Origin of the sequence: Mycolicibacterium madagascariense (assembly GCF_010729665.1) — a bacterium.
Lineage (GTDB): Bacteria > Actinomycetota > Actinomycetes > Mycobacteriales > Mycobacteriaceae > Mycobacterium > Mycobacterium madagascariense.
On the sequence record NZ_AP022610.1, the window covers coordinates 452,425 to 466,441 of the forward strand.

The following is a 14,017-nucleotide window of genomic DNA, read 5'->3' on the forward strand; positions in this document are numbered from 1 at the left end:
GCACGTGAACGGCCGCCGAGCAACGGGCGCCGAGCAACGCCTACGGGCGGTCGGGGGCCCAGTGGTCGAGCATCTCGGCGAAGGTGTCGAACGCCGGCCGGGACACCCCGTAGGTGGCCTCGAAGTGGATGCTCAGCGGGAAGCCGAGGTCACCGACGCCGTCGACGACCCGCTTGTACAGCTCGACCAGCCGCTTGCGCTTGTCGGCGGGTTCGGCGGCCGCGAGCTCCTTGACGAAGGCCTGCTCGGCGGCGACGGCGGGGTTGCCGGGATCCTGGATCAGCCAGTTGATCAGGCCAACGTTGGTCTCCACCTTCGGCACGAAGCCGAACGACAGCAGGACGTCGGGGCGGTGGTCGGTGGTCGCGGCGAACTCGCGCAGGAACCCGACGATCGCGTCGGAGTAGAGCAGTTGCGTCAGCGCGTAGGTGGCGCCCTGGCCGCACTTGAAGCCGAAGCGGCCCTGCTCGCCGTCGCGCGTGGGGATGAGGATCGCGCCGCGGTTGGGGACGACGTCCCGGTAGAGGGACAGGGCGTCGGTGGGGGCGACGCCGGCGCCCTCGCCGTCGGCCATGGTGCGCGGTACCCCGACGAAGGCGATGCCCTCGAAGTCCGCATCGCGCAACCGGATGAGCCGCTCGCCGAGGGCCGACTCGTCCAGGAACGACGTCACCTGGGTGCACAGCCCGCTGGTGCCCGGCAGCTCGGGCCGGATGATCGACCAGTAGTCCAGGACGTCGAGCTTGGGCTTCATCTCGATGGGGCGGCCGTCGTCCTCCTCGATCATCCCGGGGATCATGACGTGGCGAATGCGGCCTTCGATGCCGGACTCGGCGGCCAGGCGCAACACCTTGTGGGCCTCGTCGACGGCGAACGCGGCGCCCCGGTCCACGTTGGGCGGGACGAGCTCCAGCGCGATGGTGTTGAGGGCCAACAGACTGCTCCTTGCGACATGCACCGGCATCCGACGCTCCGTTGCGCGTGACCGGTGGCGCGAGGCCCGAGGGTGCGGGCCGCCGGGACGCCACCCTACCGATTGGCGCACGGAGCCAACAAAACCCAACCTAGGTAATGTTAGCCTAACCAAATGCGACCCACCGGACCGTCTCTGCGCGCGGCGCGCACCCTGGCCCTGCTCTGCACACTGCTCCTCGCGGCGGCGACGCTGTCGGCCTGCGGCACCACCACCCCCGCGGCACCGGCGCCCGCGGCCGACGCCGTCACCGTCTCGCACCAGTTCGGCGAGACCAGGATTCCCGCGAACCCGCAGCGCGTGGTCACCGCGGGCTGGATCGACCAGGACTTCGTGCTGGCGCTCGGAGTGGTGCCGGTCGGCACGCGCGGGGGTTACTTCGAGAACTACGACCAGTTCCCGTGGGTGCAGCAGGCCACCGGCGGCAAGGGCGTACCCGCCATCGACGGCGACACCATCAACTTCGAGGGCATCGCGGCGGCCAAGCCCGACGTCATCTTCGCCATCAACGAGACCATCGACCGCAAGACCTACGACCGGCTCTCGCAGATCGCGCCGACCGTCCTACAGTCCGCCGACTACCCCGCCGAAGAGACGCCGTGGAACGTGCAGCTGATGACCACGGGCAAGGCGCTCGGCAAGGAGGACCGGGCCCGCGAGCTGATGGACCGGGTCGACGCGAAGTTCGACGAAGCCAAGGCCGCGCATCCCGAATTCGCCGGCAAGAGGCTGGTGTCGGACTTCACGTCAGAGGCCAACGCGCACTACGTAATTGGCAAGGGTGACCCCCGCAACGCGATCTTCGACGGGCTCGGACTGAACACCGGGGACACCGTCGGCGACGTCTCCGAGGAGAAGCTGGGCGTGCTCGACGGCGACGCCCTGTTCGTCAACGGACTCAGCAGGGAGCAGCTGGCCGGCTCGCCCGCCTTCCAGCGGCTCGGCGTGGTCCGCGACGGTCGCACCCTGTACGCGGGCTCGGACTCGACCCTCAGCGGCGCCCTCGCCTTCGGCGGACCCAACGCGATGCTCTACGCGCTGAACGCGTTGGTGCCGCAACTGGGCAACGCCTTCACGGGCAAGCCGGTCGCCGACCTGTCCAACGCCTGACGCCGGGCCCTACCCCAGATACGCGGCCAGCGCGGACCCCAGCGCGGCGGCCCCTGCGCCGTTGGGATGCAGCGGCGCGGCCGGGTGTATGGGCGCGAAGCCCTCGACGTAGCGGTCCTCGGGAGCGGCGCAGATGTCGTGTCCGACGGTCAGCGGCCTGCTGTCGAAGAAGTCGACCCCCCGCTGCTGGGCGACCTGCTGCAGACGGGCGTCCAACTCGTCGACCTTGCTCTGGAAGTACGCGGCGTCGACGGGGTTGATCGGCTCGGCGGGGAAGCACCCCTGCGGCCGGACGTAGGTGCCGTAGCCGACGACGATCACCCTGGCCGTCGGGGCCTTGTCGCGAATGGCGTCGATGAGCGCCGACCAGCTCGCGGCGTGCGCGTCGATCGCCTGCGAGATGCCGTCCCCACCGTCGCTGCCGTCGGCGACGAGGCCCGGTGCGCACGGCGCGACGTCGAGCGACGTCCGGCGGCACGTCGAGGCGATCTTCGGTAGGTCGACGTCATTGCCGCCGATCGTGACGGTGACGAGCTGGGTGTCGGCCGCGACGGCGTCCACCTGCGGCGCGACCGTGCCGTTGCGGATCGTCTGCGAGCGGGAGACGAGGTCCTCGGTCCTTGCGCCACTGCAGGTGACGTCGTCGAACGACGCGGCCCCGATCCGCCGGGCCAGCACCGACGGGTAGTCGTTGGTGGACTTGAAGCACCCCAGCGGCTGAGCCTGGTCGGGGACCAGGGGTGCCGCGGCGGCCGAGTCCCCCATCGCCACGTAGCGAGGTCCCGAGCCGGCGGGCGCATCGGGCGGCTGGGCCTGCGTGGCGGGCGCCGCTGACGGTCTCGACGCGGCCGTTCCGGGGGGCGGCGCGGGGAGGTCGTCGCAGGCCGTCACGACCGACGCCACGAGGAGGACGACGCCGATCGCCCGGCGGATTCGGTTCGAGGCCATCACCCGTTCATACCCGGGCCCCGCGTCCATGCCCCCGAACGTGACACTGTGGACGCGTGTTGCCCTCCGACAACCACGTCCATACGCAGTTCTCCTGGGACACCGGTCCGAAGGCCTCGATGGAGGGCGCCTGCCGCCGCGCCGTCGAGGTCGGCCTGCCCGCCATCGCGTTCACCGAGCACGTCGACTTCACCGAATGGGGTGAGGCCGACCAGCCACCCGCCGGCGCGTCCGTCGGCGTCCGTCGGCGCGTCCACTCACTGGACGTCGACGGATACCTCGAGAGCATCGAGCGGTGTCGCGACCAATTCCCAGAACTTCGCATCCTGTCGGGCATCGAGGCGGGCGAACCGCACCACTTCGCGGGCAGCGTCGCCGCGGTCTTGAAGTCCGGGACCTTCGACCGCGTGCTCGGCTCGCTGCACTCGATCGTCCACGACGGCCGGTTGGTATACGCCAACGACGTGTTCGGCACGATGCCCGCCGCCGACCTCGTCAGGGCCTACTTCGCCGAACTGCTGCGCCTCGTCGAGGGTTCCGACGTCTTTCAGGTGCTCGCACACTGCGACTACCCGCGCCGCTACTGGCCGGCGCGGGACGGCGCGTACCGCGAGGCCGACTTCGAGGAGGAGTACCGCACCGTGTTTCGCGCGCTTGCCGCCTCGGACCGGCCGCTGGAGCTGAACACGGCCAGCCCGCTGGCGTCGGCCACGCTGATGCAGTGGTGGTACGACGAGGGCGGCCCAGCGGTGTCGTTCGGTAGCGATGCCCACGTGCCGCTGCGGGTGGGGGACCAGTTCGAGGTGGCCGTGGACGTCGTCGAGGCAGCCGGCTTCCGGCCCGGGCGTGACGAGTACGACTTCTGGCGTCGCTGAACGCTCGCCTATCGTTGACTGAGTGTCCGAACCGTCCGTCAGCGAGCTGCGCTCGCGCCTCGACGGTCTGACGATCCGCGACGCCGATCGGCTCCGGCGTCGGCTGCGCGGGTTGCGCGGCGCCAAGCCCGAGACGGTGGCCAGGCTCGCCGAACAGTTCACCGCCGCCGAGGCGCTCGTCGCCACCCGCCTCGCCGCCGTGCCCGAGATCACCTATCCCGATCTGCCGGTCAGCGCGATGCGCGACGAGATCGCCGCCGCGATCAGGGACAACCAGGTCGTCGTGATCGCCGGCGAGACCGGGTCCGGCAAGACGACGCAGCTGCCGAAGCTCTGCCTGGAACTGGGCCGCGGCATCCGCGGCACCATCGGCCACACCCAGCCCCGACGGCTCGCGGCCCGCACCGTCGCCCAGCGCATCGCCGACGAGCTGCACGTCCCGCTCGGCGATGCGGTCGGCTACACCGTGCGGTTCAACGACCACGCGAGTGACCGCACGCTGGTGAAGTTGATGACCGACGGCATCCTGCTCGCCGAGATCCAGCGCGATCGGCGGCTGCTGCGCTACGACACGCTGATCATCGACGAGGCGCACGAGCGCAGCCTCAACATCGACTTCCTACTCGGGTATCTGCGCGAGCTGCTGCCGCGCCGTCCCGACCTCAAGGTCATCGTGACGTCGGCGACGATCGAACCGGAGCGCTTCGCGGCGCACTTCGCCGGAGGCGAACATGGATCCAGCGCCGGAGGCGAACATGGATCCAGCGGGAATGCTCCCATCGTCGAGGTGTCGGGCCGCACGTATCCCGTCGAAATCCGTTACCGCCCACTGGAAGTCCCCGTCGTAGACGACGGCGAGGAGGACCCCGACGACCCCGACCACGACGTCATCCGCACCGAGGTGCGTGACCAGACCGAGGCCATCGTCGACGCCGTCCGCGAGCTGGAGGCCGAGCCGCCGGGCGACGTGCTGGTGTTCCTATCGGGTGAACGCGAGATCCGGGACACCGCAGAGGCGTTGCGCGAGGAGCTGCGGTTCACCGAGGTGCTACCGCTGTATGCGCGGCTGCCGACCGCCGAGCAGCAGAAGGTGTTCGCGCCGCATTCGCAGCGACGCGTGGTGCTCGCGACCAACGTCGCAGAGACGTCGCTGACGGTGCCGGGCATCCGCTACGTCGTCGATCCGGGGACCGCCCGCATCTCGCGCTACAGCCGTCGGACGAAGGTGCAGCGGCTGCCCATCGAACCGATCTCGCAGGCGTCGGCCGCGCAGCGGGCGGGTCGGTCGGGACGCACGGCGCCGGGCGTCTGCATCCGGCTGTACTCCGAAGCCGACTTCGAATCCCGGCCCCGCTACACCGATCCCGAGATCCTGCGCACCAATCTGGCCGCGGTCATCCTGCAGATGACGGCCCTCGGACTCGGCGACATCGCGAGCTTCCCGTTCCTGGACCCGCCGGACGCGCGGAGCGTCCGCGACGGTGTGCAGCTGCTGCGCGAGCTGGGCGCGTTCGACGCCGAGGGTGCGATCACCGACCTCGGCCGACGGCTGGCGAAGCTGCCACTCGATCCGCGCATCGGCCGAATGATCCTCGCCGCGGACGCCGAAGGCTGCGTGCGCGAGGTGCTGGTGCTCGCCGCCGCGCTGTCGATCCCCGATCCTCGCGAGCGACCGATCGATCGCGAGGAGGCCGCCAAGCAGAGGCATGCCCGCTTCACCGACGAGACCAGTGACTTCAACTCCTACCTGCACCTGTGGCGCTATCTGAGTGAGCAGCGAAGAGCGTTGTCCGGCAGTGCCTTTCGCAAGATGTGCCGCGCGGAGTTCCTGCACTACCTGCGCATCAGGGAGTGGCAGGATCTCACGGGTCAGCTCCGCAGCATCGCTCGCGATCTGGGCATCCGCGAAAGCGACGACATCGAGCCGGCCGACCCCGCGCGCGTGCACGCCGCGCTGCTGGCCGGGTTGCTGTCGCACGTCGGGGTGCGCGAGGGCGACGGGCGGGAGTATCTGGGCGCGCGCAACTCGAAGTTCGTCCTGGCGCCGGGTTCGGTTCTGACCAGGAGGCCGCCGCGGTGGGTCGTCGTCGCCGATCTGGTGGAGACCAGCCGGCTGTTCGGCCGCATCGCGGCACTCATCGAGCCCGACGCCGTCGAACGCGTCGCGGGCGATCTGGTGCAGCGAACCTACAGCGAGCCGCACTGGGACGCCCGGCGCGGCGCGGTCATGGGCTATGAACGCGTGACGCTGTACGGGCTGCCACTGGTCACCCACCGTCGGATCCAGTACGCGCAGGTCGATCCCGAGCTGGCGCGGGAGCTGTTCATCCGGCACGCGCTCGTCGAGGGGGACTGGCAGACGCGCCACCACTTCTTCCGCGACAACGCCGCGCTGCGTACTGAACTGGCCGAGTTGGAGGAGCGGGCGCGCCGCCGCGACCTGCTGGTCGACGACGACGAGATCTATGCGCTCTACGACGCCAGGGTGCCCGCCGAGGTGGTGTCGGCACGGCACTTCGACGGTTGGTGGAAGAAGCAGCGGCACCGCACGCCGAACCTGCTGACCTTCACGCGCGACGAGCTGCTGCGCCACGACGACGACGCCGAGCAGCCCGACAGCTGGGAGGCCGATGACCTGTCGCTGCCGCTGACCTACCGCTTCGCGCCGAACGCCGAGGACGACGGCGTCACCGTGCACGTCCCCGTGCAGGTGCTCGCACGCCTCAGTGGTGACGAATTCGATTGGCACGTACCGGCTTTGCGCGAGGAGCTGATCACCGCCCTGATCCGGTCGCTGCCGAAGGACCTGCGTCGCAACTTCGTGCCGGCCCCCGATACCGCCCGCGCGGTCCTCACCACCCTGGATCCCGGCAACGGACCCCTGCTCGACGCGCTGCAACGAGAACTGCAGCGCCGCAGCGGGATTCTGGTGCCGGTCGACGCGTTCGACCTCACCAAGCTGCCCGACCACCTGCGGGTCACGTTCGCCGTCGAGTCCGACGACGGCACCGAACTGGCCCGCGGCAAGGACCTGGAGGTGCTGCAGGAGCGGCTCGCCGCGCCGGTCCGCGATGCCGTCGCCGACGCCTTCGCCGGCGCGCTCGAACGCAAGGGCCTGCGCGCCTGGCCGGACGACATGGACGAGCTGCCACGCGTGGTCGAGAGCGGTGGGCGCGCGGTCCGCGGTTATCCGGCCCTCGTCGACGCGGGGGCGGGCGTCGACGTGCGGGTGTTCGCCACCCCCGCCGAACAGGCCGCCGCAATGGGGCCCGGCACCCGGCGACTGCTGCGGTTGTCGGTGCCGTCCCCGGTGAAGGCCATCGAGAAGCAGCTGGACACCCGGACGCGGCTGACCCTGGGCGCCAACCCGGACGGCTCGCTGGCCGCGCTTCTCGACGATTGCGCCGACGCGGCGGTGGCCGCCCTGGCCCCGGATCCGGCGTGGAGCCGCGCCGAGTTCACCACCATGCGGGACCGGGTCGTGAGCGGTCTGGCGTCGACCACCCGCGACGTCCTCCGGCGGGTCGAACGGGTGCTCGCCGCGCTGCACGACGTGCAGGTCGCGCTGCCGTCCACGCCCCCACCCGCGCAGGCCCCGGCGATCGCCGACATCCGGGCGCAGCTGGCCGCGCTGCTACCGGCCGGCTTCGTCAGCGCGACCGGTGCGGCCCACCTGCTCGATCTGGCGCGCTACGTGACCGCCATCGGCCGACGGCTGGAGCGGCTGCCCCATGCGATCGGTGCCGACTCCGAGCGGATGGCCCGTGTGCACGCCCTGCAGGATGCGTATGCCGAACTGCAGCAGTCGCTTTCACCGTCGCGGGCCGCGGCCGAGGACGTCCGCGACGTCGCGCGCCTCATCGAGGAGTTCCGCGTGAGCCTGTGGGCCCAACAGCTCGGCACGGCGCGTCCGGTCAGCGAGCAGCGCATCTACCGCGCCATCGACGCCGTCACGTCATAGGGTGGCGAGGAAGTCGAGCAGTGCCTCGTTGACCTCGGTGGGCCGCTCCTGCTGCAGCCAGTGCCCGGCGCCCGAAAATACCTGCAGCGCATGTAGATTCGGCAATGTGGCCCGCATCCCGGCCAACGCTTCCTCGGTGTTGCCGGCCACCAGGTCGTACTCGCCCGCGAGGTAGAGCGACGGTTGCTCGATCACGGCGCCGACGAAGGGCGCCAACACCGTGGGCAGGGCATCGAGGTTGCGGTACCAGTTCAGACCGCCGCGGATGCCCGTGCGCGACAACTCGCCGACGTAGAACGCGACGTCGTCCTCGGTAATCCAGTTGGGCAGGGTCTCCGGCACCACCAGTTGGTCGACGAGCCGTTCGCCCTTGGGGAAGTAACCGGCCCAACCCTGTTCGTGCACACCGTCTTCGACGATGTCGCCGCTGACCCCGTACAGGAACCCGCGGACGAAGCGCTCCATGTCGGCCTCGATCTCGGCCTCGGCTCGACCGGGCTCCTGAAAGTACAGCCGGTAGTACTCCCGGTCGCCCGCCGCCGACTGCATCAGCGCATTCATCGAGAATCCGGGCGGCAGGCCGCCGATCGGCGGGGTGTAGGGAACGCTCAGCGCGGCGACGGCGCGAAACACGTCGGGCCGCATCAGCGCGCTGTACCAGGCGACCGGCGCCCCCCAGTCGTGGCCCACGATGACCGCCTGCTCGGCGCCGAGCGCGGCGACCACGCCCACGGTGTCACCGACCAGGTGGCTCATCGAGTACGCGCCGATCTGCTCGGGCGCGGTGGTGCCGCCGTAGCCGCGCATGTCCATCGCGACGGCGCGGAACCCGGCGTTGGCCACCGCGTCCAGTTGGTGTCGCCAGGAGTACCACGATTCGGGGAAGCCGTGGCAGAACAGCACCAGTGGTCCCTCACCCACGGAGACCGTGTGAGCGGTGATGCCGTTGGCCTGCACGTCCGCGTGAGTGAGCGTCATCACCCCATCTTCGCGCATGCACGCTGGGCACCCGCCGGGTGTCCGGTGTCATGGCAAACGGGCCACCGGCTAGTTTGGACAACCATGGCACTGTCACCGGACATCGTTGGCATGACCTACGTGCACCCCGACTACTACGAGGTCAGTCGGGAGGAGATCCGCCATCATGCCGCCGCGGTCAAGAGCGTGGATCCGTCGTCCTTCGACGAGGCCGCCGCGGCCGAACTGGGCCACGACGCCATCCTGGCGGCGCTGACGTACATCTCGCTGTTCGGCTACCGCGCGCAGATGGCGTTCTTCGAGCACGCCAACATTCCGATCTTCGACGAGAAGATGATCCAGGCCGAACAGGGCCTGAAGTTCCTGCGGCCCATCAAGGCCGGCGACAAGTTGTACTGCCGCATCCGGATCGACGAACTCCGTCAGGCCTTCGGCGCCGACGTGCTGGTGCTCAAGAGCTGGATCACCAACCAGGACGGCGACCTGGTGCAGGAGGACTACACCACCATGGCCGGACGGAGCGCCCCCGAACCCGAGGCGTGACACGGAATAGCGTGCCGATCGTGAGCGTTGCTAACGAAGTCATCGACTTCAATCCATTGCGTCATTGTTCGACTAGAGGATCTCATGCACGTCACCGCTCGCCATTTCGTTCCGTTCCTCATCGCCGGGGGCGCCGCCGCCGCGATTGCCGCCGCACCGCTGGCTTCCGCCAATCAGATGAGCTGCACCGACGTCGGCAATGCCACGCAGTGCGGGTCGCCTGGCAATAGCCAGATCACCGCCAACGCGCCCGTGGTGCAGCAGCCGCCGCAGCTCATCATCATTCACCGCGGTCGGTTCTGACCGGGGTGTAGTAGGCGATTATTCGGCGGGCTTGGAGTCTGCGGGCTTCTGGTCGGCCTTGGAGTCCGAGGGCTTCGTTTCCGCAGGCTTCGTCTTCGCTGACGTGGATTCCGTCGGCTTCGTCTCCGCAGGCTTCGACTCGTCGGGCTTCGACTCGGCCGGCTTGGTCTCGCCCGGCTTGGTCTCGCTCGGCTTGGTCTCGTCGGGCTTCGACTCCGCCGGCTTGCTTTCGTCCGGCTTCGACTCGCCCGGCTTGGTCTCCGCTGGCTTCGACTCGCTCGACGCGGACCCCGACGCGTCGGATTCCGCTGGCTTGGAGTCAGTTGGCTTCGTCTCGGCCGGTGTCGTCTTCGCTTCTTCGGACGACTCCTTCTTCTGGTCCGCATTGTCCGAATTGGCCGGTGGTGTCGGGCTCGGCGCCGTCTCGTCCTTGGAAGGCTCGGGGTCACTCTTCTCGGCAAACGGTTCGAGGAGCTTCGACGCTTCTTCGTACGCCTTCAGCCTTTCCTGGTAGCGCGGGTTCTTGCTTCCCGGGCCATACATGTCCGAGGCGAACTTCAGTTCGAGCCAAGCCTTGGCTGCCTTGGCGCTGAGGCGATCTCGCTCGGCGGCCAGCTTGTCGGCTTCCTCCTTCTTCTTCGCGGCCTCGGGGTCTGCCGCCGCGGCCTCCTTGGCTGCCTGCCGCTCGGCCTCTTCCCGAGCCGCACGTCGCTTGTCCGCCCTGTTGACCTGCGCCACCAAGTCTTCGTAGTGCTTACGGGCTTCCAACTCCGTCTGATTGGCGCCGCCCAGCTTGTTCACGGCGTCGTCGAAGGCCCGCTGCTTTTCCTTCGTACGCGGGTCATCGGCTCCATAGGCCTGCTGAGCATCGGTGAGTTCCTGGTTTGCCTTGTCTGCGCTGACCTGTAGGGGCGCGGCTGCTTCCTGGGCCGACTTCATGCGCGCCTTGGCCTCGTCCACCTCTTCGGCGGGGGGACCGTAGATGTTCCTGGCCTCCTGTCGCCGGGCCTCTGCGTCCTCCGCTTGCCGAGCCTGGGCCGCCTTGTTCTTCTCGACCAAGCTCTGGTAGAAGTTTCCGCTCTCCCATTCCTGGTGATACACAACGGTGTTGGCCTGCACCGCCTCATCGAAGATGCGCTGCTTCTCCAGGTAGCGCGGATCGTTCATGCCGTAGGCCTGTCGGGCTGCCCACGCTTCGTCCTGCGCCTTGTCCACGATGGCCTGCAGTCGGATGCCTTCGTTTTGGAGCGCGAGTGTGCGGTTGTTGGCTTCCTCGAATTGGGCGTGACTTACTCCGCCCCAATTGGCGAGGCTTCGGAATTCGGCCTCTTCCGCGGCCGCGTCCTTAGCCTCTTGGGCCTCGCGCTTCTTCACCGCCTCGTCGGCCCGGTCCATGAGAGCCCGCTGGGCTGCCCTAGCCGCCTCCGCTTTGTCTTCGGCTGCTTTCCAGGCCCAGAACGCGTCGTTCTCTCCCCACTCGATTTTTGAGCGTTCGCTCTTTGGATATTTTCCCGCAAAGTATGCTTCGGCAGTTTCGTGGATCTTTTGGTGCCACGATTCGTAGATGTCCTTTAGGCGTCTGGATTCTTTCTGAGCCGCGTCTGTCTTGTTGTATGCGTCGTCGAGCTCGGCTTTGGTGGGCCCGCCCCACTTGACGGCCACTCGATCTTCTTCCGCGCGCTGCGCGGCCGCGGCATTGGCGGCCGCGTCGGTAACCCTCTTCTCCAGCTGAGTGACGATATTGCTTGCGGCAGTTGCCTTCTCGTCAGCCGCCTTGAGGGCCAACTGGGCGTCGTTCCATACGCGATACTTCTCGGCGAAACGCGGATCGTCCATGTTTCCGCCGCTGTTCTTGAGGGCCTCGTCGCGTTCACGTCGCGCTTGCTCTTCGACGCCTTGGAGCCGGACGAACTCACCTCGGGCCAGCAAGTAGTTCACGTCCGCGTCGTTGCGTTCTCGCTGCGACGGGACCCCTGAGGGTTGGGTGTTCGACGAGGTGGTGCAGTTGGCGTCTGCAGTCGTGCACTCCGCGAATGCCGGCGCCGCTGCCATCAGGGCGCCGGACAGGAAGGCCCCCGACGTCACCGCGGTCGCCACGAGTGCGCGCACGCGGCTGGCCGGGTCGTTGCACATCCACTTCTCGTTCACTGATCATCTCCTGGTCATGTTGTTGGGCGAATTAGGCAGCCGAGTCGACGATGGGCCAACCGGCTGGGATTGTTCGTTCTAGCGGAATCCAATTGCCTGACAGCGATATTCGTATCGTCATGTCGTGCTCAATGGCGAGGTCGTCGATCGTCGTGGTGTCAGCCTCCTACTCCCTGGTGTTGCCCAACTCCGTTGCACCGCAGTGTTATCAAAGTGGGTCGACTCCCAGCGACTGCTAGTTGCACTTGCACGGCCCGAAGACCAACCCGGACGCGCTGTCCAGAAACGACTTTTGTCGTCGGAGGCTGCTCCGCCCTAAGGCTTAGCCGTCTCGCCCCCGCCGGACGTGTCGGGTTCGTCATCCGTCGTCGCAGTCTGGGTCTGTCCGCCCGAGGGCTCATCCTTCGATGGGCTGGCCGTCTCGTCTTGGGGCCGTTCGGTTTCCGACCCTGCCGGCGTCGGTTCCTTCTTCGCGGGGCTCGTCGCGCCCGCGTCCCCTCGATCCTTCGCCTGCGCGGAGGGGTCGACGGCCTCATCCTTGGCATCGTGGTCACGGGCAGCCCGTGCCGCCGCTGCCTCCTCTGCAGCCTTCTGCAGAGTGTGTTCTTCCATTTCGGCCTGCGCGGCCTTCTCCTTTGCCGACTTCGTCGCATCATCGGCGGCGTGATACGCGCGAAGTTTTTCTACCCATCGCGGATCGTTGCGGTCGGCGCCGCTGGTCTTGCCCGCGTCGTTGAGCTCGTCCTTGATCTTGTTCTCGACGTCTTCGAGGCGGGCGGCTTCGTCTCGCGCGGCCTGGGTCTTCTTCCTGGCGGCGTCGATCTCCGCCACCGAAGGACCCGCCAGCGCCTTGGCCCTCGCCTCCTTGACGGTGACGGGCTGCCACGTGTTCGCCGCCTCTTCGAACGCACGGTGCTTCTCCTGGCAGCGAGAGTCTTGGCACTCGACGCCGAAGTCCAACCGGGCCTTTGCATACTCCCGCCACGTCTTCGTGAAGACGGCATCGAGGCGCTCACGCTCTGCTCGCACGGCGGACAATTCGTCGTGCGCGCGCCGCGCACCGTCCACCTCGTCGAACTTCTTCGCTAGCGCAGCCGCGCGATCGCTGGCTATGCGGGCCTTGTCCTCGGCCTCCCGCAGGGCCGCGTGCGCGGCCGTATAGGCGTCGGTGCGTGCGCTGACGAAGCTACTCAGTCGTTCCCGTTGTAGCGGGTCCGAGCTCACGACCTGGTTCGTCAACGTCGCATTCTCATATTCTCGCCGTGCCTGGACTTCGACGGTCCTCGCGCGGTCGACTTCTTCGCGAGCGAGGCGCGACGCCTCCTTGGCCTCGTCCACTTCGGCGGCTGTCGGACCCTCCCGCCTGGGGGTCTCGTCCTGGGTCTGTCCCGTTGCCACCCCGCCGGACTTCTGCTCGAGGCTCTTGACTCGTTCGTCCGCGGCGTCGGACCTGTCCTGCGCTGCCAGGAACGCCGTGAGGGCGTCGGTGTATGCCCGGGTCTTCTCCTGGTAGCGGGGGTCGGCGCTGCCGACGCCGAAGGTCTTCTGCGCATCCCAGAATTCCAGCTGCGTCTTCACCATGTCCTGGTTGATGCGGTGCGTCTCGTCGAGGGCCGCCTGCGCATCGCGCTTCGCCGCAGCGATCTCATCCTCGGTTGGGGCGACGGCCTGCTCGACCGTGTGGACTCGATCGTCTGCAGCGCTTGCCTTCTGCACTCCAGTCGCGAGTGTGTTGAGAGCACGCTGGGTTCCCTCGACCTTTTCGCGATAGCGCGGGTCGCTGCTACCCACGCCGTAGACGTTCTGCGTATTCCAGAGCTCTTCGGTGGCTTGATCTGCGAGCCCGCGCAGGCGGTCGACCTCGTCGTGAGCCGCCTGCGCGTCACGCTTGGCCGCGTCAACATCTGCCTGTGTGGGACGACCTGCTGTGGGACAAGAAGATTGATTCATCGATGCGGCGGCGCACGTCGCCCCCGCTGAAGGAGCCACGGACAGCGCCCCCGTGGCCAACGCCCCCGATGCCAGAATGCCGGCCATGAGCGCGCGGACACGGCCCGCGGGGTCATCCCAATTCAGCTTCTCCACCATGACGTCACTCCTACGCAGTCGAAGTCTTCCTTCGGCGGCGAAGATTAGCGTCGAGAGCCAGGATGCTGAAGTCGCGGATTCGGTTGCACA

10 protein-coding genes are annotated in these 14,017 nt (G+C 68.2%); 5 read left to right on the plus strand and 5 right to left on the minus strand.

Features of this window, described 5'->3' with window-relative positions; translation table 11 throughout:
• Positions 1 to 40: 40 nt before the first annotated feature.
• Positions 41 to 934 carry a mycobacterial-type methylenetetrahydrofolate reductase gene (locus tag G6N60_RS02115; RefSeq protein WP_163731879.1) on the minus strand — a complete coding sequence of 298 codons (894 nt, stop codon included), beginning with the start codon at positions 932 to 934 and terminating at the stop codon, positions 41 to 43.
• A gap of 153 nt (positions 935 to 1,087) precedes the next feature.
• Between G6N60_RS02115 and G6N60_RS02120 the strand changes: the two genes are divergently transcribed.
• A complete protein-coding gene (locus G6N60_RS02120) occupies positions 1,088 to 2,083 on the plus strand; it encodes an ABC transporter substrate-binding protein (RefSeq protein ID WP_163731882.1) in 996 nt (331 codons plus the stop codon).
• A gap of 9 nt (positions 2,084 to 2,092) precedes the next feature.
• Here the strand turns inward: G6N60_RS02120 and G6N60_RS02125 are convergent, their stop codons facing one another.
• The gene (locus G6N60_RS02125; protein WP_197746913.1) at positions 2,093 to 3,031 is read right to left on the minus strand and encodes an SGNH/GDSL hydrolase family protein; all 939 of its coding nucleotides are present in this window, start codon (positions 3,029 to 3,031) and stop codon (positions 2,093 to 2,095) included.
• Positions 3,032 to 3,087: 56 nt separating this feature from the next.
• Between G6N60_RS02125 and G6N60_RS02130 the strand changes: the two genes are divergently transcribed.
• Both G6N60_RS02130 and hrpA read left to right on the plus strand, forming a co-directional pair.
• Entirely contained in the window at positions 3,088 to 3,906 is an 819-nt protein-coding gene (locus G6N60_RS02130) for a PHP domain-containing protein (RefSeq protein WP_163731885.1), read from the plus strand.
• A 22-nt stretch (positions 3,907 to 3,928) separates the two neighbouring features.
• Positions 3,929 to 7,867: an ATP-dependent RNA helicase HrpA gene (hrpA, locus tag G6N60_RS02135; RefSeq protein ID WP_163731889.1), complete on the plus strand. Its 3,939-nt coding sequence runs from the start codon at positions 3,929 to 3,931 to the stop codon at positions 7,865 to 7,867.
• Here hrpA and G6N60_RS02140 read toward each other — a convergent pair.
• Positions 7,862 to 8,845, minus strand: a complete 984-nt coding sequence (locus G6N60_RS02140) for an alpha/beta fold hydrolase (RefSeq protein WP_163731892.1) — start codon at positions 8,843 to 8,845, stop codon at positions 7,862 to 7,864. The genes hrpA and G6N60_RS02140 overlap by 6 nt on opposite strands.
• Before the next feature lie 84 nt (positions 8,846 to 8,929).
• On the opposite strand from G6N60_RS02140, the gene G6N60_RS02145 reads away from it, so the two are divergent.
• The gene (locus tag G6N60_RS02145; protein ID WP_163731895.1) at positions 8,930 to 9,388 is read left to right on the plus strand and encodes an FAS1-like dehydratase domain-containing protein; all 459 of its coding nucleotides are present in this window, start codon (positions 8,930 to 8,932) and stop codon (positions 9,386 to 9,388) included.
• Positions 9,389 to 9,472: 84 nt separating this feature from the next.
• A complete protein-coding gene (locus G6N60_RS02150; protein ID WP_163731898.1) occupies positions 9,473 to 9,691 on the plus strand; it encodes a hypothetical protein in 219 nt (72 codons plus the stop codon).
• Positions 9,692 to 9,709: 18 nt separating this feature from the next.
• Here the strand turns inward: G6N60_RS02150 and G6N60_RS02155 are convergent, their stop codons facing one another.
• Both G6N60_RS02155 and G6N60_RS02160 read right to left on the minus strand, forming a co-directional pair.
• Complete coding sequence (locus G6N60_RS02155; protein WP_163731900.1) at positions 9,710 to 11,839, minus strand: hypothetical protein; 2,130 nt, start codon at positions 11,837 to 11,839, stop codon at positions 9,710 to 9,712.
• Positions 11,840 to 12,154: 315 nt separating this feature from the next.
• Entirely contained in the window at positions 12,155 to 13,927 is a 1,773-nt protein-coding gene (locus tag G6N60_RS02160; RefSeq protein ID WP_163731904.1) for a hypothetical protein, read from the minus strand.
• Positions 13,928 to 14,017 lie beyond the last annotated feature (90 nt).